This is a genomic window from Aeromonas sp. ASNIH2, assembly GCF_002934795.1.
GTDB lineage: Bacteria > Pseudomonadota > Gammaproteobacteria > Enterobacterales > Aeromonadaceae > Aeromonas > Aeromonas caviae.
On the sequence record NZ_CP026406.1, the window covers coordinates 2,132,281 to 2,154,788 of the forward strand.

Consider the following 22,508-nt stretch of genomic DNA (forward strand, 5'->3'; position numbering starts at 1 on the left):
GGACGGTCAGCAATCCCCAGGGTCAGGAGGAGAGCGTCGCCAGCCTGGCCGCAAACCCCATGAAGAAGAGGCCGATAAGGCCGTTGCCAAGACGGGCCGCCGTCTGGCGCTGACGGAAAAAGCGGGCCATCAGGGTACCGCCGAAGATCAGCAGGGTCAGGTAGACGAAGCTCATCGCTTCCAGCATGCCAGCCAGCACCAGGTAGGAGATCCAGGTGTGGGCATAGCTGAAGTCGATGAACTGCACGAAGAAAGAGACGTAGAACAGGATCGCCTTGGGATTGGTGAGGCTCAGGGTGAGGGCCTTGGTAAAATAGCGCTCACCGGGATCCATCTCGGACGCCGGTCCCGCCTTTTTGGCGATGAAGTTCGCGTGCAGGATCTTCACCCCCAGATAAAGCAGGTAGATGGCGCCCAGATAGCGCACCAGGGTAAAGAGCAATGGGGTGGTGCGAATGAGGGACGCGATCCCCAGATAGGCGCAGAAAATGAGAATGGCATCGCCGACGAAGACGCCGAGAGCGGCGCGATAACCCGGGCCTATGCCGCGCACGGCACCGGTTCGCAGCACGTAGAGGGAGTTCGGGCCCGGGGCGATGATGATGAAGAAGAGACCGACCAGATAGGTCCAGACGTTGATGACACCCAGGCTTTCGAACATGTTCCCTCCATGGCGGGTGATGGGCCGGATAACGGCGGCAGGCCTTCTATACTAATCCGCCCTGCGCCAAGCACAAGATCTGACCAGCCATCCACACGCCGTCAGCATGAACGGCCTGCGCGCCACGCGAACGCAATCCGGGCGTTCGCCCACTTTGGTTATGTCCAGATGCGCCGGGATAGGGCATGGTAGAGGGAGTGATACCCCAGCCATGGACAAGACCTTGAGTACCGACACCCCGATCACCGCCCCGCCCGCGGTGGACAACCCGACTACCACCGCTTATCCGGTGATCGCCGCCATCAGCTTCTCGCACCTGTTGAACGACATGATGCAGTCGGTACTGCTGGCCATCTATCCCCTCCTGAAGCTGGGGCTCGATCTGTCGTTCACCCAGATAGGTCTCATCACCCTCACCTACCAGTTCACGGCCTCGCTGCTGCAACCCCTGATCGGCCTCTATACCGACCGCAGACCCATGCCCTACTCCCTGCCTCTGGGCATGGGCTTCACTCTGGTGGGGCTGCTCTACCTGTCGCAGGCAGGCAGCTTTGGCGCCGTGCTGTTGTCGGCCATGCTGATCGGCATGGGCTCCTCCGTCTTCCACCCGGAATCCTCCCGGGTCGCCCGCATGGCGGCCGGCAACCAGCCTGGTCTGGCCCAGTCTCTGTTCCAGATCGGCGGCAATCTGGGATCGGCCATCGGCCCCCTGCTCGCGGCGCTCATCATCGTGCCGAAGGGACAGGGCAGTGCGGCCTGGTTCTCGTTGTTCGCACTCATCGGGGTCATCCTGCTCAGCTTCGTCGGCCGCTGGTCCAGCCACCATGCCGCCAGCTTCCATCGGCGGATGAAGGCCCATGCCGGCACCGGCCTGAGCCGCCGCCAGATTGGCTGGTCACTGGCCATCCTCGGTCTGCTGATGTTCTCCAAGTTCTTCTACATGGCCAGCCTGAGCAGCTATTACACCTTCTACCTGATGGACAAGTTCCACCTGTCGCTGGAGAGCGCCCAGCTCTATCTGTTCGCCTTCCTGTTTGCCGTCGCGGCGGGGACAGTGCTCGGCGGGCCGCTCGGCGATCGCATCGGTCGCAAGCGGGTGATCTGGATCTCCATCCTCGGCGTCGCTCCCTTCACCCTGCTGCTGCCCCACGTCGACCTGTTCTGGACCTCGGTGCTGTCGATCGTCATCGGCTTCATCCTGGCGTCGGCCTTCTCCGCCATCCTGGTCTACGCCCAGGATCTGGTACCCGGCAAGGTCGGCACCATTTCCGGCCTCTTCTTCGGCTTCGCCTTCGGCATGGGAGGGATAGGGGCCGCCCTGCTGGGCAAATTGGCCGATGCCACCAGCATCGAAACCGTCTATCAGGTCTGCGCCTATCTGCCCCTTATTGGCCTGCTGACCGCCTTCCTGCCCAATATCAGGAGAGGCTAGAGGCCAAGCGGCAGCCAGCGACCGACCATAAAAAACGCGGCCTGAGCAGGCCGCGTCTGGTTCCATCACTCGGGCCGCCTGACACGTCCATATCCGCTCGGACTCATCCGCCGAGCCTCTTTGTCAGCAGTACGGCCTCTCCCCCAGCCCGACGACCGGGCCCACTGGAAGTTGTCACCCGAGAGGCCGCTGACGGGACCATTCACAGCAAGGATGCGGCATCCCTCAGCAGTACTGGCCTGCCACCCAGCCCGACGACCAGGCCCACTGGAAGTTGTAACCACCGAGCCAGCCGGTCACATCGACCACTTCGCCGATGAAGTAGAGGCCGGGCACGGTGCGCGCCTCCATGGTCTTGGAGGAGAGCGCGTTGGTATCCACTCCCCCCAGGGTCACTTCGGCGGTGCGATACCCTTCGGTGCCGTTGGGCAGGATCTGCCAATCCCCCAGCAGGGTGGCCACCGCCTCCAGCTCCCGTTCGTTGTACTGGCGCATCGGCTTGCTCACCAGCCATCCCAGCTCCACCAGCTTGTCGACGAAACGCTTGGGCAGCTCGCGCCCCAGCACGGTTTTCAGCTCCTGGGCAGGATGGGCCTGGGCCCAGGTCTTGAGGGTCTCTGGAATGTCGAGATCCGGCAGCAGGTTGATGTGGATCTTCTCCCCCGCCAGCCAGAAAGAGGAGATCTGCAGGATGGCGGGGCCGGAGAGGCCGCGATGGGTGAACAGCATGGCCTCCTTGAAGCGGGTGCCGTCCTCGGCGGTCACTGCCACCGGCAGGCTGACCCCCGCCAGATCGGCGAAGGCCTCCTTGTCGGCCTGATGCAGGGTAAAGGGCACCAGCCCGGCGCGAGTCGGCAACACGGTGAGGCCGAACTGCTCCGCCAGCTTGAAGCCGTAAGGAGTAGCACCGAGTTTCGGCATGGAGAGGCCGCCGGTGGCGACCACCAGCGACGAGCAGGCGATCTCCCCCTTGCTGGTGTCGAGCACGAAGCCTTCATCTGTCTTGCTGACGGTGAGGATCTCGGTCTGGAACTGCAGGGTCACGCCAGCCCAGTCGCACTCGGTCAGCAGGATGTCGACGATATCCTTGGCGCTGTCGTCGCAGAAGAGCTGGCCCAGCGTCTTCTCGTGGTAGTTCAGGCCGTGCCTGTCCACCAGATCGATGAAATCCTGCTGGGTATAGCGCGCCAGCGCCGATTTGCAGAAGTGGGGGTTGGCCGAAAGGAAGGCATGGGGACCCGCCTGATGATTGGTGAAGTTGCAGCGACCGCCGCCGCTGATGAGGATCTTGCGGCCCGGCTTCTTGGCATTGTCGAGCACCAGCACGGAGCGACCCCGGTAGCCAGCCTGGGCCGCACACATCAATCCGGCCGCCCCGGCACCGATCACCACCACATCCACCTGTTTCATCGTCACTCACCCATCAAAAGAAAAACGGCCCCTTTACCTTAAAGGACCGTCATTGTACCCGGCAGACACCAGCACAGCGGTACAAGGACACCTGCAAATAGAAAACGGCCCCTTTACAAGGGGCCGTCATTGTACTGACTGAACACTAAGTGTCCACGACTATCAGGCGTTGCCGTCCATGATGCTGGCCGGGGCGCCCTTGGCCAGCTCGGCCAGCTCCTTGTCGATGAAATAGAGGCCCTTGCCATCCTCGCCCACCAGGCTCAGACGGTCGACGATGCTCTTGAACAGCTTCTCTTCTTCGTGCTGCTCGGCCACGTACCACTGCAGGAAGTTGAAGGTGGAGTAATCCTGGGTGGTGAAGGCGACGTGGGCCAGACCGTTGATGCACTTGGTGATGTGATACTCGTGCTCCAGGGTGGTGCGGAAGATGTCACCCAGGGACTTGAATTCGTGGGGAGGCGCTTCGATGGCCCCCAGCACCGGCATGGCGCCGGTCTCGCTCACGTAGGTGAACAGGCGCTCCATGTGCTGGCGCTCCTCGACCGCATGCTGGCGCAGGAAGGTGGCGGCCCCCTCGAAGCCCTTGTCCTCGCACCAGGCGCTCATCTGCAGGTAGAGGTTGGAGGAATAGAATTCAAGATTAATCTGCTCGTTCAACTTCTCGATCATGGCTTTGGCCAACATGATGATTCTCCACTGTGATTTGCCCACGATTGTCGCCACTGTTGCATCCTGACGCAACCAGAGACAACCGACGCACCCCGCAGTTGCGACGACTTTTCACCTCATCCTCTCCCCCATACGGTTATAGAGAAGCAAAGAAACATGGTGTAGGTGACATCAGCCATTATGATGGCGCCATTGGTCGGGGAAAGGATTCAATGAGATTCATAATGGCACTGGCGCTGCTCTGGATGACCCAGTTGCAGGCAGCTCCCTCCTTGCTGAAAGAGGCTGAATTGCAGGCGGCGCGCGATCCCGTCGGCTATCTGCAGCGCCTCGACGCCAGTCCCCAGCAGGATATGGAACTGTTCTACGCCAGGTCCCTGGCCCAGGCAGCCCTAGGCCGCTATCCCCAGGCACAGCGCGACAATGCCCGCGCCCGGGGTCTGGCCAATGCCCAGCAGGAGACCCTGCGCCTGCTCGACTTCCGGTTGCAGCAGATTGCCCTGACCCTGGATGCCGATACGCCGGATCAGGCGCTCGAGCTGCTCACCCAGCTCTGGCCGGCGGTCCGGCATCACCCCAGGCAGGTCTCGGAGTGGCATGCCCTCAACGGGCTCGCCCTCTACCGTACCCAGCAGATGAAAGAGGCGATCCTCGAGCTCAAGACCGCCTATCACCTCAAGCAGAAAGAGCCGGATTCCATCCTCTCCACCTTGCAGTGCGGCCGTCTGCTGATGACCCTCGGCAATCTCTATGCGGACCTCAATCTCTACCGTGAGGCCGAGACCTATTATCAGGATGCCCTCGGCCAGATGGTGCAGCTCAACGAACCCAACAGCCAGGCCATCATCCGGGCCAACATGGCCAGGCTCTACATCGACATGGGCCAGCCTGCCAGAGCCAGCCAGTTGCTCGATACCCTGCTGGCCACGCCGAGCCTGTCACCCCACTATCGCGCCATCGTCCTCGGCTACCAGGCCATGGTGTTCAACGCACGGGCGGACTGGCACTCAGCCTGGCGCAGCCTGGAGGAGGCACAAGCCATCTATGACAGGCTGGATAGCCCGCAGGCGGCCTCCCGTCTGACCGAGATCAGGGCAAGAACCCTGCTGGGTCGTGGCGAGAAGCAGCTGGCCCTGCAACTGCTGATGGAGCACACAGCCCCTCTCTCCATGGATGGTCGGGCGATGCAGGCCAGGTTACTGGCCGATCTGGGCCGCTACCCCGAGGCCTACGGGGCCATGACCCGCTACATGCAGTACTACAAGCAGCACTTCAACCAGACCCTGAGCCAGCACGCGGCTGCCTTCCAGGTCGAGATGGATCTGGCTCGCATCGAGGCCAGCAATCGCGCGTTGCAGCAGGAAAACGAGAGCAAGCGCCAGCAACTGCTCTACCAGCAGAGTGCCCGCTACTACCAATTGCTGCTGCTGGTGCTGCTGGCCGTCGCCCTGATCCTGCTCGGGCTCACCACCCGCAGGCTCCACCGCAGCTCGCGCCACCTCTACAAGCTCGCCACCTTCGATCAGCTGACCGGGCTGCCCAACCGGCGCGCCCTGCTGGAGAGACTGGGTCAGCAATGGCTGCACGAAACGCCCCTGACCCTGCTCATCATCGACATCGATCACTTCAAGCAGATCAACGACAAGCATGGTCACCAGGCGGGGGATCAGGCTATCCGGCAGTTGGCCAGGGAGCTCAAGAGCTGGGCGCCGGACCAGCAATTGACCGGGCGCTGGGGCGGGGAAGAATTTCTGGTGGCCATGACCCAGGACGGGGCCACCTGCTGGCGGCTGGCGGAGCAGCTGAGAAGCCGGATCGCCTACCTGGCCGCCCCCCACATGACCATCAGCATCGGAGTGGCGGAACGCTCGACGCAGGATGACAGCCTGAGCCAGCTCATCCATCGGGCCGACATGGCCATGTATCAGGCGAAACGCCAGGGGCGCAACCAGACCGTACTGGCCCAGTCTCCCAATCTTTCCCCTGAACTGGCCTGCAACGTCGCCTGATGCCCCTCGTGCGGGTGTCAGGGCGTCAGCTCAGTGAGTGACGCCACGTTCACCGGCGCACCGTAATCCACCCCCGGCAGCTCGAAGCCGTTGAGCTGCATGAACTCCTGGCGCAACCCGGCAAAATCCCCCAGGGTGCGGAAGTTCTCCGGCGTCACCTTGGGCCAGAGTGCCGAGACGGCGGCCTGCACCGCTGGCTCAAGCTCGTGGTCATCCATCCGGATCAGCCGGTTGCCATCGGCGACGACCCCTCTGGGCCCGTACATCTTGTCGGCAAACAGCCGCTGCATCTGCTCGATGCAGCCCTCGTGGACACCACGCTCCTTCATCACCCCCATCAACAGGCCCAGATAGACAGGCAGCACCGGAATAAACACGCTCGCCTTGGTCACCAGCGCCTTGCAGACCGACACCCAGGCATGGCCGCCGATCCCGGCAAGTTGCAGGTTGATGGTCTCGGCGGTGGCGTGCAGGTGCTCCTTGGCATAGCCGATGGTGCCGTCCCGATAGAGGGGATAGGTGGACTCGGGGCCGATATAGGAGTAGGCAACGGTCCGGGCGCCAGGGGCCAGGCAATCCGCCTGCTGCAATGCCTGCATCCAGCGCTGCCAGTCCTCGCCCCCCATCACGGTGACGGTGTCGCGGATCTCCTCCGGGGTGGCTGGCACCAGCGACTGCTGCACCAGGGTGTCCTGTTCCAGATCCAGCCCCCAGCCGCTGAATGGCTGGCCGGTGGTCTTGAGCACGGAGCGCACTTGCGTGCCATCCGGCATCACCCTGACTCCGCTCGCCAGCGAATAGACCACCAGATCCACCTGCCCGAGCTGCTGGCGGATGACGTCGATGGCCTGCTGGCGCATGGTGTCGGAGAAGGCATCCCCGATCAGGTTGACGGCGATGCGACCGGCTTGCTCCGCCGCCTGACGAAACCAGATGTTGTTGTACCAGCCAGCACTGCCGAGCCCCTTGTCGGAGGGACCCCGCTCGAACGAGACGCCCAGGGTATCGGCCCCGGCGCCGAAGGTGAGCGCGATCCGGGACGCCAGCCCGAAACCGGACGATGCCCCCAGCACCAGCACCCGTTTCGGCCCGTTGAACGGCCCCGCCGCCCGCACCTGTTCGATCTGTTGCAGCACGGCGGCGCGACAACCCATGGGGTGGCAATTGCGGGCAACACAACCCTGGATCTGGGGATGAATGATCATGAAGGACTCTCCGGTGCATCGGTGGGACATGAGAAACGGCCATGACAGCGTCACCCGGTTGCAGGTGAGGAGCCCTGGCCGTTTTGCCAAGGGAACTGGCTACAGCATAACCAAGGGGGGCGGGATTACCTTGATGTCGGACGGGATATGGGCTGGAAGAGGGCAGAAAAACAAAAGGGAGCGCGAGGCTCCCCAAAGCGGTATTCAGATGCTTTTTGTTGTTTTGTGTTCATTGCGAAGCACGGGCACATCCTATTCCCCCACCTTCCCGGGGGCAATAGCACGCCTGTGACCGGCGTCAAACTCCTGTTCAAAATATGCACTCCCCGGCCACCTGCACCTCTACGCCTTCCGGTTCGGGGTCAGGCAAATCCTGAAACTGTGGCGACGATGCCGTTTTAGTTTCAGCAGACATTGGTATAGTGGACCCAGGATCAGTGAGGAGAACTCCCATGAATGGAACCTATTACAAACACGTACTGGCCGCGATCGACCTGTCGGAAGACAACCGCAAGGTGATCGAGAAGGCAGTCGACCGGGCCCGCTCCAACGGCGCCAAGCTGTCGGTGATCCATGTGGATGTGGACCTCAAGGATCTCTACACCGAGATGATCGACATCGACATCGACAACGTGCAGGACCAGGTGATCGCCGAAGCGAAGGAGAAGCTGGAAGCCTTCCTCGCCTCGGTGGACTACCCCATCGAGAAGAAGCTGGTGATCTGCGGCGATCTGAGCGAGCGGGTCAACCAGGCGGTCAAGGACTACCAGATCGACCTGCTGGTGTGCGGCCATCGCCAGAGCTTCTGGAGCCTGCTCACCTCGAGCGCACGCCAGCTGATGAATACCGTGCCCTGCGACATGCTGGTCGTGCCCTTGCAGAAGTGATCGAACAGGCGTAGTGTGATTTGCCATGAATATGACCTCATTCAATCACAACTACTGGTGGTGCTGCTTCTAAACAGGCGGCACTGCTTTTCTATGTAAAATTTCCCAAAGAAAACACCGTGACCGCCGAGAGGCGGTCATTGTTTTCATCCCTTTGTCGCCTCCCGGCTCACCCAACTGGAGAGAGTGACATGCACAACCCCGTGATCCTGACCGGCGACCGCCCCACCGGCAAACTGCACATTGGCCACTACGTCGGCTCCCTGCGCCAGCGCGTGGCCGCCCAGCACCATTACCGCCAGTTCGTCATGATCGCCGATCTGCAGGCGCTGACCGACAACGGCCACAACCCGGCCAAGGTGACCGATCACGTGCTGGAGGTAATGGCCGACTACCTGGCCGCCGGCCTCGACCCGGCCAAGACCACTTTCTGCCTGCAGAGCGCCCTGCCCGCCCTCGCCGAACTCACGACCTACTACCTCAACCTGGTCAGCGTCGCCCGGCTGGAGCGCAACCCCACCGTCAAGGCCGAAATCCAGCAGAAAGGGTTCGAGCGCAGCCTGCCCGCCGGCTTCCTCGTCTATCCGGTCAGCCAGGCCGCCGACATCACCGCCTTTCGTGCCACTCACGTGCCGGTGGGCGAGGATCAGCTGCCCATGCTGGAGCAGACCAACGAGATAGTGCGCCGCTTCAACACCCTGGTGGGCAAAGAGGTGCTGACCGAGTGCCAGCCCATCCTGAGCGACACCGGCCGCCTGCCCGGCATCGACGGCAAGGCCAAGATGTCAAAGTCCCTTGGCAACACCATCGAACTCGGCATGTCGAGCGACGAGATCAAGCAGGCGGTGTTCGCCATGTATACCGACCCCAATCACCTCAAGGTGAGCGATCCGGGTCAGGTGGAGGGCAATACGGTGTTCGCCTATCTGGATGCCTTCCACCCTGACAAGGCCCTGGTGGCCGAGATGAAGGCCCACTACCAGCGCGGTGGTCTGGGGGACATGCGCTGCAAGCAGGTACTCAACGACTGCCTGCAGACCCTGCTCGCTCCGATGCGGGAGCGGCGCGAGGCCGCCATCGCCGACAAGCGCCAGCTGCTGCGCCTGTTGCAGCAGGGTACCGAGCAGGCCCGGGCCCTCACCGACGAGGTGCTGGCCGAGGTGAAGGGGGCGATGGGGCTGGACTACTTCTCCGGATTGGCGTGATCTGCCCCCTGCGGCGCGGGATGGCCGAGCGCATCCGCGCCGTAGCGCTCCCTCGCCAGCCGGTGCAACAACCCCTTGAACCAGCCGATCGCCTCGTCATGGGCACTGAGCGGGTGGCCCGCCATCAGGTAGACGATGGGGATGGCGGGTTCCAGCTGGTGCAGGCGCAACGGATAGTGGCGACAGAAGTGGCGCCCGATCATCTCGGGCACCACCACCAGGTAACGGCCGGTCGCCATCAGCGGCGGTACCGCCATAAAGCTCGGCAGCCTGACCCCCAGCTCCCGCTCCACCCCGAAACGGGCCAGCCAGAGATCCACCATGGCCTGGCTGTGGCCCCAGCTGGAGGTGTGGATGTGGGGCCGGCTGACCAGTTCTCCCGGCCCCAGCATGTCGGGCAGAGCGCTGCCGAGGGGCGACAAACAGACCAGCGGATTGCTGAACCACTCCTCGCGCCACAACCGGGGCGAGAGATGGTTGGCACCGGCAAACCCGATCACCAAATCCAGTTCCCCCTTCTCCAGCTCCCGCTCGTAGTCGCTGTCCGCCAGCTCGCACACTTCCAGTCGGCAGTGGGGAGCCTGCTGCACCATCCACTCCACCAGCACCGGCACCAGGCCGTGCTCCACCGAGCCCGGGGTGGCGATGCGAAAGATCCGCCGGGCACTTGCCGGGTCGAATCCCTTGGCCTGACGCAGCCCCTGCTCCAGCATGGCCAGCGCCTGGCGCACCGGGCTCGCCAGCGCCTTGGCCCGTTCGGTCGGCATCATCTCGCGCCGGCTCATCACGAACAGCGGGTCATCCAGCGCCTGGCGCAAGCGCCCCAGCGCATGGCTGACGGTGGACTGGGAGAGGTGCAGCCGTTCGGCGGCACGGGTGACGTTGCGCTCCTGCATCAGCATGTCGAACACGGTGAGCAGGTTGAGGTCGAGGCGGGAGAGGGGCAGTTCCATCGATATTGGCCATAGTTGAATGACGACAATTCATTTTTGGCATAGTAGCAGATTGCATAGAATGCGCAGGCGAATTACATCGGAGATTCAAATGCGTAGCTATCTGTTGTTGCTGGCGATCGGCCTGTTGTGGGGCTCCCAGTTCATTTTCATGCACCAGGCCGTGGCTGAACTGCCCCCCATCATGGTGGCCGCCGGACGCGCCCTGTGCGGCAGCCTGACCCTGGGTCTGCTCTGCCTGTTCATGCGCCTCAAGAGTGAACACACCCCGTGGCGAACCTATATGCTGATCGCCCTGCTCGACGCTACCATCCCCTTCATCATGGTGGCCTGGGGACAACAGTATGTGGACAGCGCCATCGCGGCCGTGGTCATGGGTTGTATCCCCTTTGTGACCATTCTGGCGGCACCCTTGTTTATTTCTGGTGAAAGAATCACCAAGGGCGGCCTCGTCTCCGTGATCATCGGCTTCGTCGGCGTGCTGGTACTGTTCTGGCCCAAGCTGACCAGCGGCATGAATGCCGGGCTGCTCGGTGCCATGGCCATCCTGTTTGGTGCCAGCTGCTTCGCCATCGGCCTGCTGATGATCAAGCGCTTCGCCAAGGACCATCCTGTGGTCGTGGCCCGCAACATCCTTATCTCCTCGGCCATCCAGCTGCTGCTGGCCGCGCCCTTCGTGGCCGACCTGAGCAACCTCACCCTGCCGAGCCAGCAGGCCATGGGCGCCGTCGCCATGCTGGGGATCTTCTGTACCGGCCTGGTCTACTTCCTCTACATGGCGCTGATCCAGAAGGCGGGCCCGACCTTCGCCTCCTTCAGCAACTACCTGGTGCCGCTGTTCGGCGTCATGCTGGGAGCCCTGTTCCTCGGCGAGCAGATCCAGTCCACCACGGGCGTGGCGCTGGCCCTGATCCTGGGTTCGGTCGCCCTCAACCAGTGGGCACAGCAGCGCCGCCAACAGCGGGAGGCTGCCCTATGTCAGGCATCCTGACCACCCTCTGCGGCGGTCTGGTACTGATAGCCGGCTGGCAGTATCGCCACCGGCTGGCCGGGGTGCTGGGTCTGCTGATGGTGCTGCTGCCCTGGTTCTTCGACAGCAAGCTGCAAGCCATGCTGAACTATGCACTGAATGCCTGAAGACCCTCTCTGCGTGTGTGACGAGAGTGTATCTCTCCTGTTTTTGGGACCGTTTTAACAAAACCTCCGATTTGTCCCCTCTACCGGCGCCCTGCGCCGGTTTTTTTATCTCTGCGCCTCTGGTCCGTAGCGATAACTCAACCGCTCGTTCTTGCGCGGCCCCGTTATCTGCCAGGCGAGCAGGAAACCCTCGCCGGTTTCGGTCAGCTCGGCGCTGTAGTGATCCTGCCCGCACAGGTGAGGCTCGGCCGTGACCCAGTGCCCGTCCCCCCGGGGCAACAGCTCGAACAGCATCACCGGCTGCTCGTAGCGCAGGTGGGAGAGCATGATCCCCCGTGCGGTGCGCTGCCACCAGAAGCGGTTGTGCATGGTCAGCTCCCGGCCATGGGGCGTGGTGTAGCGACCCGTCTCGGCATACAGCCACCCCCCATGGTGATCGGTCACCACCACGGCACCCTCCCCGCGACCGCACCAGTCGGTGGCGGATCCGACCCCGTTGCTCGCCTCGAAGGCAAATGCTCCGATCTGTGACAACCCTTCCCATAAACGCTGGATCGCGCCTTCCAACTCGGCCATCATAGCGCCCTCCAAATTGACAACTGACGACAATTCAATCACATGAACTACTTGATAGGGGTTACCCTGCTCTGGTCCTTCTCCTTCAGCCTGATCGGGGTCTACCTTGCCGGTCAGGTGGATGCCTACTTCTCGGTACTGACCCGCATCGTGCTCGCCAGCCTGGTGTTTCTGCCCTTCCTGCGCCGTCGCTGGCTGCGCCCCGATCTGGTGGCCAAGCTGATGGCCCTCGGTGCCATCCAGCTCGGCATCATGTATCTCTTCTACTACCACTCCTTCCTGCTCTTGACGGTACCGGAAGTACTGGTGTTCACCATCTTCACCCCCATCTATGTCACCCTGATCCACGACCTGCTGGAAGGGCGCTTCAAGCCTGTCTATCTGTGGGGGGCCCTGCTGGCGGTGCTGGGGGCGGCCGTCATCCGTTTCGACGGCCTGACAGAAAGCTATGTACTGGGATTCCTGGTGGTGCAGGGCGCCAACGTCTGCTTCGCCCTGGGCCAGGTGGGCTACAAGGTGCTGCTGGCCCGGGAGGCTGAGCAGCCGCCCCAGCTGGCGGTGTTCGGCTGCTTCTATCTGGGCGCCCTGGTGATCGCCCTGCCCGCCTGGTGGCTGCTGGGCAAACCTCAATATCCCGCCAGCCCCCTGCAATGGGGCATCCTCTTCTGGCTGGGGGTCGGGGCATCCGGGCTCGGCTACTTCCTGTGGAACAAGGGGGCGACCCTGGTCAGCAGCGGCGTGCTGGCCATCATGAACAACGCCTTGATCCCCGCGGGTCTGCTGGTCAATCTGGTGCTCTGGGGAAAGGATACCGACCTGCTCAGGCTCGGTCTGGGCGCCCTGCTGATGCTGGCTTCCCTCTGGGTCTGCCAGCGTCAGCAGGTCAGTGAGCGCTGACTGAAAACCATTGACGCTGATGGGTCCATCGGCGTCAATGGGTTCGCGGACAGTGACTGGCCGTCAGCCGACCACGGCGTTGTGTTCCCGCTTCGCCTGACCGTGGCAGGAGGCCAACCGGGCCAGCAGGTGATCGAGCTGCTCGGCACTCTGGCTCTGCACCAGGCCGATGCTCACGGTCACCGGACGCTGGGGCAGCAGGCTGGCGTCGGCGATCTCGAGCCGCATCCGCTCGGCAATCTCCAGGCCGCTCAACCGATCGGTCTGGGAGAGCATCAGAATGAAGCCGTCTTCGTCCCAACGGGCGAAGGGATCTTCCCGACGCAGCTCGCGGCGCACGATGCGGGCCAGCTTGGCCAGCATGGCGTCGCAGGCCGCCTCCCCGAACAACTGCAGGATCTTGCTGCGGTGATCCACGCTGAACTGCAGCAGACAGAAACTGCCACTCTCGCTGGCCAGCCGTTCATCCAGCAACAGCTCGAAGTGGCTGCGGCTCTCGAGGCCGGTGAGGGGATCCGTGTCGTGGCGATCCTCCAGGGGCGCCATGGCGGCATCCAGATGGCGAACCACCCCCAGCAGTTGACCCCCTTCGTCGCGACGGACCCGCTCCTCCAGCCGGATGTAATGGCCCTGATGGTGCAGGATGCGGTACTCGAGTCGAAGCCCGTTGCTGCGCCCTTGCTGACAGGCCTCCAGGGCCTCTGCCAGACGGGGAGCATCATCCGGATGTACCCGATCCAGCCAGCCGAGATCTCCCTGCTCGCCCCCCTCCAGACCCAGCAGTTGCAGACAGGAAGGGTCCCGCCTCAGACCCTGCCCGGCCGACCAGGTCCAGATCCCGGCCTCCAACATCGCCATGGCCTGTGCCATCAGCGTCACCTCAAGGGGAGTGGTGACCTCAACCCCGGGAGTCTCATACCTTTCCATCACGCGCCTCGAAACCGGATCTGAATATCTGTCCAAGCAATCACACTCAATAAGTAACATTGGTGCTGGCGCCGAGCAACCGCGCCAGCATCGCTGGCCTCGCACCTCTCGCCCCCGGTGGTCCGCCATCAGGGCTTGCCAGCCTCCAGATACGAAGTGAAGCTCGACGTCACGCCACCTTGCCCTGATAGCCTGCCATCAGCGCCTGCCAGTTCTCCGGCACGAAGTGGAAGCTGGTGTGCAGTTGCGACTCCTTGTTGAAGGAGCGCAGCAACCGCTCCAGGTTGGCCTGCTGCCAGTTGCCGGGGGAGCGGATGGCTCCTTTGTCGAAGTCGATCACCCACACCTTGCCCTCCTTGTCGAGCAGCAGGTTGTGGCTGTTGAGATCCGCATGATAGACCCCTGCATCGTGCAACTGGCGCACCGTTTTGCCTATCTTGTGCCACACCTCACCGGCGATCGGCCCCTGCTTGAGCAGGGCCACCAGATCCTTGGCGCCGCGAATGCGTTCGATCAGGATGTCGGCCCGATAGAAGGGCCCCTGCTTGACCATGCGGGCCGCAAAGGGGCGCGGCACCGGCAGCCCCTGTTCACTCAGGGTCGCCAGCAGACGATATTCAGCCATGGCTCGGCTGCTCTCCACCCCCTCAAACCAGAACCGGTCACGCACCAGCTTGCCCACCATGCCGCCACGGTAGTAGTGACGCAGCACCAAGTGGCGGGATTCATCCTTCACGAACCAGGTCACCCCGCGGCCGATGGAAGAACCCACCACCTGGCGATGGGTCTGCCACCAGACAGGATCGAACAAGGCAGGGGAAGGATCGCGGAAGACTCCGTCGGCATACCAGCAGACCTGGTTGTGGGTGGTGTGTGTCAGCATGATGAGAATTCCGGTCGATAGTGGGTGCAGGGCATCCATTCAGAAAGCCGTGCCGGTCGGGCAACCGGCGCAATTTTACAATCCACAGGGGAGTTTGCATAATGCCATCCATCCATTTTGCCATCGTTGCGCCACATCATGCCGCTGTTCCAAACGCCGCCCTCCTCCATCTGCATCCTGCGGCTCTCCGCCATCGGAGATTGCTGCCACGCGCTGGCGCTGGTACGCGTCATCCAGCGGGAGTGGCCCCAGACCCGCATCACCTGGATCACCGGCAAGATTGAGGCGACCCTGTTCGCCGATCTGCCGGGGGTCGAGGTCATTCCCTTCGACAAGAGCAAGGGGTGGCGCGGCTATCGCGATCTCTGGCAGACCCTCAAGGGGCGCAGGTTTGATGCCCTGCTCCACCTGCAGGCCGCCATGCGCGCCAGCATCGCCACCCTCGGCATCAAGGCCAAGGTCAAACTCGGGTTTGATCGGGAGCGCGCCAGCGACGGTCAGTGGTTGTTCACCAACCATCGGGTCCCCTCACCCGCCTCCCCCCACGTGCTGGACGGCTTTCTCGCCTTCGCCAAAGAGCTCGGGATAAAGGATCTGACCCCGGACTGGCAACTGCCCATCAGCGCCGAGCACCAGACCTGGGCGAAGGAGAAAATTGGCGGCAAGCCGACCCTGCTCATCTGCGCCGCTGCCAGCAAGGCATTCAAGAATTGGACTGCCGCCGGCTACGCCGCGCTGGCGGATCACGCAACAGACAAGGGCTTTCAGGTCTATCTGTGCGGCGGACCGGCCAGGCTGGAGCGGGATCTCGCCGCCGAGATCCAGCGCCTCAGCCAGAGCAAGCCGGAAGATTTGGTGGGGCAGACCAGCCTCAAGCAATTGCTGGCGCTGATTGGCGAGGCGAGCCTGGTGCTGGCCCCGGATACCGGCCCTGCCCACATGGCCACCCTGGTGGGGACACCCGTGATCGGCCTCTACGCCCACCACAACCCCGCCCGTACCGGCCCCTATCTGTGCCGGGATTATCTGGTCAGCGTCTATCAGGAGCTGATTGAGCAGGAGACCGGCAAGCCGCTGGCCGAGCTCGGCTGGCGCACCCGCCTCAAGGATCCGGACGCCATGGCCAAGATAAGCCGCGAGCGGGTCATCGCCACCTTCGACAGCCTCTGTACCGACAAGCATCTTCTACCAACCCAGGGCAACTCGGAAATTCCGAGCCCTGGCGCAGGGATAATCTGATGGCCCGGCCCCGGCTCCGTGGGCAGAATGGCCCTCTATGCGGGTAACGCCCGCACAGCAAGCTACGGATATTTTGATCGGCTGGAATATGATTCCGGCCGTTTTTTTATCCGCCCCCATCTGCTAAGATTCGCCGCCTTTACATCCTCCTGACTCTGATTCCTCCGCGCATTGCGAGCAACCGTCTCCCTTATCGGGCACAAGACGGCGGCCTCTGCTACAACCAAAGCGCGGATCATCGCTTAAAGGTACAGACATGGCGCAACAAGGCACTCTCTATATCATCTCTTCCCCGAGCGGGGCCGGTAAGTCCAGCCTGCTCAATGCCTTGCTGACCCAGCACAACGCCGCCGGCAAGATGCAGCTGTCGGTCTCCCATACCACCCGCGCCACCCGTCCCGGTGAAGAGCACGGGGTGCACTACCACTTTGTCAAGGTGGAAGAGTTCAAGGCGCTGATCGAGCGCGGTGACTTTCTGGAGTGGGCAGAAGTCTTCGGCAACTACTACGGCACTTCCCGCGCCGCCATCGAGGCCTGCCTGGCGCAGGGCATCGACGTCTTCCTCGACATCGACTGGCAGGGCGCCCGCCAGATCCGCGAACAGATGCCGACCAAGTCCATCTTCATCCTGCCTCCCAGCCGCGAGGAGCTGGAGCGCCGCCTGATCGGCCGCGGCCAGGACAGCGCCGAGGTGATCAAGGGCCGGATGGAGAAAGCCATTGCCGAAATGGTGCACTATGACGAGTATGACTATGTCATCATCAATGAAGACTTTGAGCTGGCACTGTTCCAGCTCAGGGCCGTCATCGAGTGCCAGCGCCTGGAAATGCGTCAGCAACAGCAGGCCCAGCAAAACTTGCTGAAACAGCTACTGGCAGAGTAAGCCAAAAACAAGTAAACTTTTGCGTCATTTTTAAACACCGCTTTTTCAATCACAGAAAGCCCAAACACTGGAGTCCCGCATGGCCCGCGTTACTGTAGAAGATGCTGTAAAACAGGTAGGTAACCGTTTTGACCTGGTGCTGGTCGCCGCGCGCCGCGCTCGTCAAATCGCGGTACAAGGCAAGGATCCCCTGGTCGACGAAGAGAACGACAAGCCGACCGTGATCGCCCTGCGCGAGATCGAACTGGGTCTGGTCAACAACCAGGTGATGGATACTCAGGACCGCTACGAGCAGCAAGAGCAGGAAGCCGCCGAGCTGGCTGCCGTTGCTGCCATCGCAGAAGGTCGCGGCTAAGTCAGTCGCCTCCCATAGTCGGCACCCGCCCGGGTGCCGGCTGTTCTCCCCATTTACAACCGCTCGAAAACCTCGCAAACTCGAGGGCATACCCTCAATTTCACGGATTGCCGTTTAACCGCTGCGGGGACTGTCTTGTATTTATTTGAAAATCTTAAAGAAATAGCCAGTTCCTACCTGCCACCCGAGCAGGTTGAGAAGCTCAGGCAAGCCTATGTGGTAGCCCGTGATGCTCACCAGGGACAGATGCGTTCCAGTGGTGAACCCTACATCACTCATCCCGTTGCCGTGGCCCGCATCCTGGGCGACATGCGCCTCGATCACGAGACCCTGATGGCTGCCGTGCTGCACGACGTCATCGAAGATACCCCTGTCACCAAGGACGATCTTGCCGAGCAGTTTGGCAACGCCGTCGCCGAGCTGGTCTCCGGTGTCTCCAAGCTCGACAAGCTGAAGTTCCGCGATCGCAAGGAAGCCCAGGTCGAGAACTTCCGCAAGATGATGATGGCCATGACCCAGGACATCCGTGTCATCCTGATCAAGCTGGCCGACCGCACCCACAACATGCGCACCTTGGGATCTTTGCGGCCGGACAAGCGCCGCCGCATCGCACGGGAAACCCTCGAGATTTTCGCCCCCATCGCCAACCGCCTCGGTATTCACACCATGAAGAACGAGCTGGAAGAGCTCGGCTTCGAGGCGCTCTACCCCATGCGCTCCCGGGTACTGCGGGAATCGGTACGCCGCGCCCGTGGCAACCGGCGTGAGATCATCGACTCCATCCAGAGCGAGATTGAGGGGCGTCTGCGGGAAGCCGGCATCGATGCCCAGGTGAGCGGACGCGAGAAGAACCTGTTCTCCATCTACAACAAGATGGAGAAGAAAGAACTGCAATTCCACGAAGTGATGGATATCTATGCTTTCAGAGTGAGAGTGAAAGACATAGACACCTGCTACCGGGTGCTTGGGCAGATGCACAGCCTCTACAAGCCGCGCCCCGGTCGCTTCAAGGATTACATCGCCATCCCCAAGACCAACGGCTACCAGTCCCTGCACACCTCCCTAGTGGGCCCCCACGGGGTACCGGTGGAGGTGCAGATCCGCACCGAGTTCATGGACCAGATGGCCGACAAGGGCGTCGCCGCCCACTGGGCCTACAAGCAGGATGGGGACAGCTCGGGTACCACGGCCCAGATCCGCGCCCAACGCTGGATGCAGAGCCTGCTGGAGCTGCAACAGAGCGCCGGCAGCTCCTTCGAGTTCATCGAGGGAGTCAAGACCGACCTCTTCCCCGACGAGATCTACGTCTTCACACCGGAGGGCCGCATCATGGAGCTGCCCGCCGGCGCCACCCCGGTGGACTTCGCCTACACGGTGCACACCGACATCGGTCACGCCTGCGTCGGTTCCCGGGTCGACCGCCACCCCTATCCGCTGAGCAGCCCGCTGCACTCCGGTCAGACTGTGGAGATCATCACGGCCCCCGGCGCCCGCCCGAATGCGGCCTGGCTCAACTTCGTGGTGACCACCAAGGCGCGCTCCAAGATACGTCAGTTCCTCAAGAATCTGCGCACCGAAGAGTCCGTGGTGCTGGGCCGCCGCCTGCTCAACCATGCCCTCGGCGCCAAGAACATCGAAGACATCCCGGAAGCCCGCGTCAAGCAGGTGCTGGCCGACACCAAACACGAGAACCTGCAGGGGCTGCTGGCCGACGTGGGCCTTGGCAACGCCATGAGCGTCATGGTGGCACGCCGCATGCTCGGGGATGAGCTGCCGCCGGAAGAGCAGCCCAAATCCACCAGCAAAAAGATGCCGATCAAGGGGGCCGACGGCATGCTGGTCACCTTCGCCAACTGCTGCCGCCCCATCCCGGGGGACGCCATCATCGCCCACATCAGCCCGGGCAAAGGACTGGTGATCCACCAAGAGTCCTGCCGCAACATCAAGGGCTACAGCCGCGAACCGGACAAATACCTGCCGGTGCAGTGGGAGGTGGACAAGGAGCAGGAGCAGGAATTCCGCACCGGCATCAGCATCGAGATCGTCAACCACCAGGGCGCCCTGGCGGAGCTGGCCAACGTGATTGCCGCCACCGGCGCCAACATCCACGCCATCAGCACCGAGGAGAAAGATGGCCGGGTCTATGTGGTCACCCTGCTCATCACCACCAAGAGCCGGATCCACCTCGCCAACATCATGCGCAAGATCCGGGTCATGCCCAACGTGCTCAGGGTGAGCCGACAGAAAAACTGAACACAGGCGGCGCAAGCCGCCTGCTGCTTTTCAAGAGATACCCAGGGCCCCATGCCGCAGGCCACCAGCCTTGTTGCATGCACCGGCCTCACGACATAGAAACCGACATGACTCCTGAACGCTTCAAACGCATTTCCGACATGCTGGCCCAACGCCAGCTCGATTTGACCGTCTGCATGCAAGAGATGCGTGCACAAGCCTCACGACATAGAAACTGATATGACTCCTGAACGCTTCAAACGCATTTCCGACATGCTGGCCCAGCGCCAGCTCGACCTGACCGTCTGCATGGAAGAGGTTCATAAACCTCACAACCTGGCCGCCATCGTGCGCACCGCCGATGCCATCGGCATCCACCGGGTGCACGCGGTCTGGCCCAAGAGCTGGATCCACAAGCGCAAGGGCACCGCCCGCGGCAGCCAGAACTGGGTGGACGTGAAGCTGCACCCGGACATCGGCAGTGCCGTGACCGAACTCAAAGCCTCCGGCATGCAGATCCTGGCGACCCACCTCTCCGATAGCTCCGTGGACTTTCGTGCCATCGACTACACCAAACCCACCGCCATCCTGGTGGGCCAGGAGAAGCACGGCATCGGCGAAGAGGCGCTGGCCCTGGCCGATCACCATATCGTCATCCCCATGGTGGGCATGGTGCAGTCCCTCAACGTCTCGGTGGCCGCCGCCGCCATCCTCTACGAGGCCCAGCGCCAGCGCGAACTGGCCGGCTGTTATCAGCGCGGCTGCCCACTCAGCCTGGAAGAGCAGAACACCATCTTGTTCGAGGGGGGCTATCCCGTCTATGCCCAGCTCTGCAAGGAGAAAGAGATGCCCTACCCCCAGCTCGGTCCGGCCGGCGAGATCCTGGCGGACGAACGCTGGTGGCAGCAGATGCAGCTGACCCGCAAGGGCTGGGCCGCCCAGCAATCGGATGATCCTTCGGAAGAGTACACTGATGAAGCTTAACCACCTGCCCCTGCTGGCCCTGACCCTGTTTTCTGCCGGAGCCCTTGCCGTGAGCAATCCTTACCAGCTGACCACTGAAGCCGACGTCCCCGCCCTCTATCAGCAGACCCTGCCCGACTTCTGGCGCGACCATGCCGCCCCGGGGGAGTTCAAGGGCAAGGACGGGGTCACCCTCCGCTATGCCGCCCTGCGCCAACCCAAGATCGATCGCGCCATCCTCATCGTCAACGGCCGGGTCGAGAGCTACCTCAAGTATCAGGAGCTGGCCTGGGATCTCTGGCGCCAGGGTTACAGCCTCTACCTCATCGATCATCGCGGCCAGGGAATGTCAGACCGCATGCTAGCCGACAAAGAGAAGGGGTATGTCGACCAGTTCGACGACTATGTCGCCGATCTCAAACAGTTTCATGACGAAGTGATTGTACCGGACAAGCCTGCCAAGCTGTTCCTGCTGGCCCACTCCATGGGGGGGGCCATCTCGGCCCGCTATCTGGAACGCTGGCCGAACGACATCCAGGCGGCGGTACTCTCCTCCCCCATGATGGGCATCAACCTCGGCGGCCTGCCCAAGTGGCTAGCCAAGGGGTTGGCGGCCACCATCGGCACGGTCGGCGGCTGGGTGGGCGAGCCCCCCTACGGCCCGGGTCAGGGACCCTATGAGGATCACGGCTTTGCCGACAACGAGCTGACCCACAGCACGGCGCGTTATCAGGCCTTCCGCCAGATCTACGAACAGCATCCCCAGGTCAGGCTGGGGGGCGCCACCGCCCACTGGATCCATCAGGCCATCACAGGATCGGACGCGGCCGTGGCCGACGCCGGCGCCATCAAGACGCCGCTGCTGCTGCTGCAGGCCGGCGAGGACAGCGTGGTGGACAACGGCGCCCAGGAGGCCTTCTGCGCCAAGGCCCAATGTGAAGGGAGCAAGCCGCTGCGTATCGAAGGGGCCTGGCACGAGCTCTTCATCGAGGCGGATCCCCAGCGCCAGGCCGCGCTCAATGCAACCCTGGCCTTCTTCGCGCGCTACTGACGCGACCAGAAGGGGCTGGTTATTTTTTGGATCCCTAAATAAATGGGGTGACGGCAGACGCTGGGGTACACTCCCCCGGCGTTCAATTGAAGTCGAGGTAATGATGTTCAAGGTAGTTGTGTCCGATCTCGATGGTACCCTGCTCAACGGGCAGCACCAGATCTCCTCCCGCACCCGGGATACCCTGCACCGCCTGGTCGACCAGGGCGTCAAGTTCGTGGTCGCCACCGGCCGTCACCATGTGGATGTGCGCAGCATCCGCGATGCACTGGGGCTGGATATCTACCTCATTACCTCCAACGGCGCCGTGGTACACGACAAGCAGGATCAACTGGTCTACAACCAGGCGCTACCGAGCACGGTGGCGGCCGAGCTGATCGCCATGGAACGCGACCCGTCCATCCACATCAACGTCTACTACGGCGACGAGTGGCTGGTGGAAGAGGAGCTGCCCTGGTTGCTGCAGTTCCATCACGACTCCGGCTTCAGCTACCGCATGGCGGATCTGGCCAACCACCCGAAGGACAGGGTCAACAAGGTGTTCTACATCGGCGACCACGACAAGCTGCTGAAGATAGAGGCGCACCTCAACCAGCAATATGGTGATCGACTCAACGTCACCTTCTCCCTGCCTGACTGCCTCGAGGTGATGCACGCCGGCGTGCACAAGGGCAATGCCGTGCGCGCCGTGCTGGAGCAGCACGGCCTGGAGATGTCCCAGGCAGTGGCCTTTGGCGATGGCATGAACGACTTCGAGATGCTGAGCATGGTGGGCCGCGGCGTGGTCATGGGCAACGCCCACGATCGCCTCAAACAGGCCCTGCCAGAGCATGAACAGACCCTCACTTCCGATGAAGATGGCGTTGCCGTCTATCTGGAGAAACTGTTCGCCTCCCAGACCCGCTGATAAGGCATCCCCATCGCGGATAGA

Annotated in this window: 22 protein-coding genes; 14 read left to right on the forward strand and 8 right to left on the reverse strand. The window is 62.5% G+C overall.

The features are described from left to right. Nucleotides 1-22: 22 nt before the first annotated feature. Entirely contained in the window at nucleotides 23-661 is a 639-nt protein-coding gene (gene leuE / locus C3F36_RS09980) for a leucine efflux protein LeuE (RefSeq protein ID WP_010672336.1), read from the reverse strand. A gap of 211 nt (nucleotides 662-872) precedes the next feature. Here leuE and C3F36_RS09985 point away from each other — a divergent pair, with 211 nt between their 5' ends. After that, nucleotides 873-2,093: an MFS transporter gene (locus C3F36_RS09985; protein WP_053287976.1), complete on the forward strand. Its 1,221-nt coding sequence runs from the start codon at nucleotides 873-875 to the stop codon at nucleotides 2,091-2,093. A 225-nt stretch (nucleotides 2,094-2,318) separates the two neighbouring features. On the opposite strand, the gene C3F36_RS09990 is transcribed toward C3F36_RS09985, so the two are convergent. Together C3F36_RS09990 and ftnA are read right to left on the reverse strand one after the other, a co-directional pair. Next, the gene (locus tag C3F36_RS09990; protein ID WP_045522679.1) at nucleotides 2,319-3,503 is read right to left on the reverse strand and encodes an NAD(P)/FAD-dependent oxidoreductase; all 1,185 of its coding nucleotides are present in this window, start codon (nucleotides 3,501-3,503) and stop codon (nucleotides 2,319-2,321) included. A gap of 162 nt (nucleotides 3,504-3,665) precedes the next feature. Beyond that, nucleotides 3,666-4,190 carry a non-heme ferritin gene (ftnA, locus tag C3F36_RS09995; protein WP_010672333.1) on the reverse strand — a complete coding sequence of 175 codons (525 nt, stop codon included), beginning with the start codon at nucleotides 4,188-4,190 and terminating at the stop codon, nucleotides 3,666-3,668. A gap of 209 nt (nucleotides 4,191-4,399) precedes the next feature. Here ftnA and C3F36_RS10000 point away from each other — a divergent pair, with 209 nt between their 5' ends. Then, entirely contained in the window at nucleotides 4,400-6,184 is a 1,785-nt protein-coding gene (locus tag C3F36_RS10000) for a GGDEF domain-containing protein (protein WP_104454998.1), read from the forward strand. Nucleotides 6,185-6,201: 17 nt separating this feature from the next. Here the strand turns inward: C3F36_RS10000 and fabV are convergent, their stop codons facing one another. Next, on the reverse strand, nucleotides 6,202-7,389 hold the full coding sequence (gene fabV, locus C3F36_RS10005; RefSeq protein WP_104454999.1) for an enoyl-ACP reductase FabV: 1,188 nt from the start codon (nucleotides 7,387-7,389) through the stop codon (nucleotides 6,202-6,204). Between the two features lie 452 nt (nucleotides 7,390-7,841). Here fabV and C3F36_RS10015 point away from each other — a divergent pair, with 452 nt between their 5' ends. Continuing rightward, nucleotides 7,842-8,276 (forward strand): universal stress protein, encoded by a 435-nt coding sequence (locus tag C3F36_RS10015; protein WP_010672329.1) that lies wholly within the window; start codon nucleotides 7,842-7,844, stop codon nucleotides 8,274-8,276. Between the two features lie 191 nt (nucleotides 8,277-8,467). After that, on the forward strand, nucleotides 8,468-9,481 hold the full coding sequence (gene trpS / locus C3F36_RS10020; RefSeq protein WP_104455000.1) for a tryptophan--tRNA ligase: 1,014 nt from the start codon (nucleotides 8,468-8,470) through the stop codon (nucleotides 9,479-9,481). On the opposite strand, the gene C3F36_RS10025 is transcribed toward trpS, so the two are convergent. Beyond that, nucleotides 9,460-10,434 (reverse strand): LysR family transcriptional regulator, encoded by a 975-nt coding sequence (locus tag C3F36_RS10025; RefSeq protein ID WP_041212089.1) that lies wholly within the window; start codon nucleotides 10,432-10,434, stop codon nucleotides 9,460-9,462. The genes trpS and C3F36_RS10025 overlap by 22 nt on opposite strands. A 91-nt stretch (nucleotides 10,435-10,525) precedes the next feature. Here C3F36_RS10025 and C3F36_RS10030 point away from each other — a divergent pair, with 91 nt between their 5' ends. Further along, nucleotides 10,526-11,425, forward strand: a complete 900-nt coding sequence (locus tag C3F36_RS10030; RefSeq protein WP_167826264.1) for a DMT family transporter — start codon at nucleotides 10,526-10,528, stop codon at nucleotides 11,423-11,425. Next, complete coding sequence (locus C3F36_RS10035) at nucleotides 11,410-11,571, forward strand: hypothetical protein (RefSeq protein ID WP_010672325.1); 162 nt, start codon at nucleotides 11,410-11,412, stop codon at nucleotides 11,569-11,571. The genes C3F36_RS10030 and C3F36_RS10035 overlap by 16 nt, the downstream gene beginning before the upstream one ends. Nucleotides 11,572-11,676: 105 nt before the next feature. On the opposite strand, the gene C3F36_RS10040 is transcribed toward C3F36_RS10035, so the two are convergent. Further along, on the reverse strand, nucleotides 11,677-12,147 hold the full coding sequence (locus C3F36_RS10040; protein WP_039040696.1) for a DUF6314 family protein: 471 nt from the start codon (nucleotides 12,145-12,147) through the stop codon (nucleotides 11,677-11,679). A gap of 42 nt (nucleotides 12,148-12,189) precedes the next feature. On the opposite strand from C3F36_RS10040, the gene C3F36_RS10045 reads away from it, so the two are divergent. After that, a complete protein-coding gene (locus C3F36_RS10045; protein ID WP_041212087.1) occupies nucleotides 12,190-13,044 on the forward strand; it encodes a DMT family transporter in 855 nt (284 codons plus the stop codon). 63 nt (nucleotides 13,045-13,107) lie between these two features. On the opposite strand, the gene C3F36_RS10050 is transcribed toward C3F36_RS10045, so the two are convergent. Together C3F36_RS10050 and C3F36_RS10055 are read right to left on the reverse strand one after the other, a co-directional pair. Beyond that, complete coding sequence (locus C3F36_RS10050; RefSeq protein ID WP_199769689.1) at nucleotides 13,108-13,971, reverse strand: GGDEF domain-containing protein; 864 nt, start codon at nucleotides 13,969-13,971, stop codon at nucleotides 13,108-13,110. 169 nt (nucleotides 13,972-14,140) lie between these two features. Further along, entirely contained in the window at nucleotides 14,141-14,854 is a 714-nt protein-coding gene (locus tag C3F36_RS10055; RefSeq protein ID WP_010672321.1) for a 3-deoxy-D-manno-octulosonic acid kinase, read from the reverse strand. 138 nt (nucleotides 14,855-14,992) lie between these two features. On the opposite strand from C3F36_RS10055, the gene C3F36_RS10060 reads away from it, so the two are divergent. From C3F36_RS10060 to C3F36_RS10095, 7 genes are all read left to right on the forward strand, one after another. Further along, nucleotides 14,993-16,093, forward strand: coding sequence for a glycosyltransferase family 9 protein (locus C3F36_RS10060; RefSeq protein ID WP_104456029.1), 1,101 nt, complete (start codon nucleotides 14,993-14,995; stop codon nucleotides 16,091-16,093). Between the two features lie 256 nt (nucleotides 16,094-16,349). Then, the gene (gene gmk, locus C3F36_RS10070; protein WP_039040668.1) at nucleotides 16,350-16,976 is read left to right on the forward strand and encodes a guanylate kinase; all 627 of its coding nucleotides are present in this window, start codon (nucleotides 16,350-16,352) and stop codon (nucleotides 16,974-16,976) included. A 79-nt stretch (nucleotides 16,977-17,055) separates the two neighbouring features. Next, on the forward strand, nucleotides 17,056-17,331 hold the full coding sequence (gene rpoZ / locus C3F36_RS10075) for a DNA-directed RNA polymerase subunit omega (RefSeq protein ID WP_005307060.1): 276 nt from the start codon (nucleotides 17,056-17,058) through the stop codon (nucleotides 17,329-17,331). Between the two features lie 135 nt (nucleotides 17,332-17,466). Next, nucleotides 17,467-19,584 (forward strand): bifunctional GTP diphosphokinase/guanosine-3',5'-bis pyrophosphate 3'-pyrophosphohydrolase, encoded by a 2,118-nt coding sequence (gene spoT / locus C3F36_RS10080; protein WP_039040667.1) that lies wholly within the window; start codon nucleotides 17,467-17,469, stop codon nucleotides 19,582-19,584. Between the two features lie 219 nt (nucleotides 19,585-19,803). Continuing rightward, the gene (trmH, locus tag C3F36_RS10085; protein WP_162540507.1) at nucleotides 19,804-20,547 is read left to right on the forward strand and encodes a tRNA (guanosine(18)-2'-O)-methyltransferase TrmH; all 744 of its coding nucleotides are present in this window, start codon (nucleotides 19,804-19,806) and stop codon (nucleotides 20,545-20,547) included. Next, on the forward strand, nucleotides 20,537-21,577 hold the full coding sequence (locus C3F36_RS10090) for an alpha/beta fold hydrolase (protein ID WP_104455004.1): 1,041 nt from the start codon (nucleotides 20,537-20,539) through the stop codon (nucleotides 21,575-21,577). The genes trmH and C3F36_RS10090 overlap by 11 nt, the downstream gene beginning before the upstream one ends. Nucleotides 21,578-21,680: 103 nt before the next feature. Beyond that, nucleotides 21,681-22,484: a Cof-type HAD-IIB family hydrolase gene (locus C3F36_RS10095; protein ID WP_103858757.1), complete on the forward strand. Its 804-nt coding sequence runs from the start codon at nucleotides 21,681-21,683 to the stop codon at nucleotides 22,482-22,484. The last annotated feature ends 24 nt before the right edge of the window (nucleotides 22,485-22,508 follow it).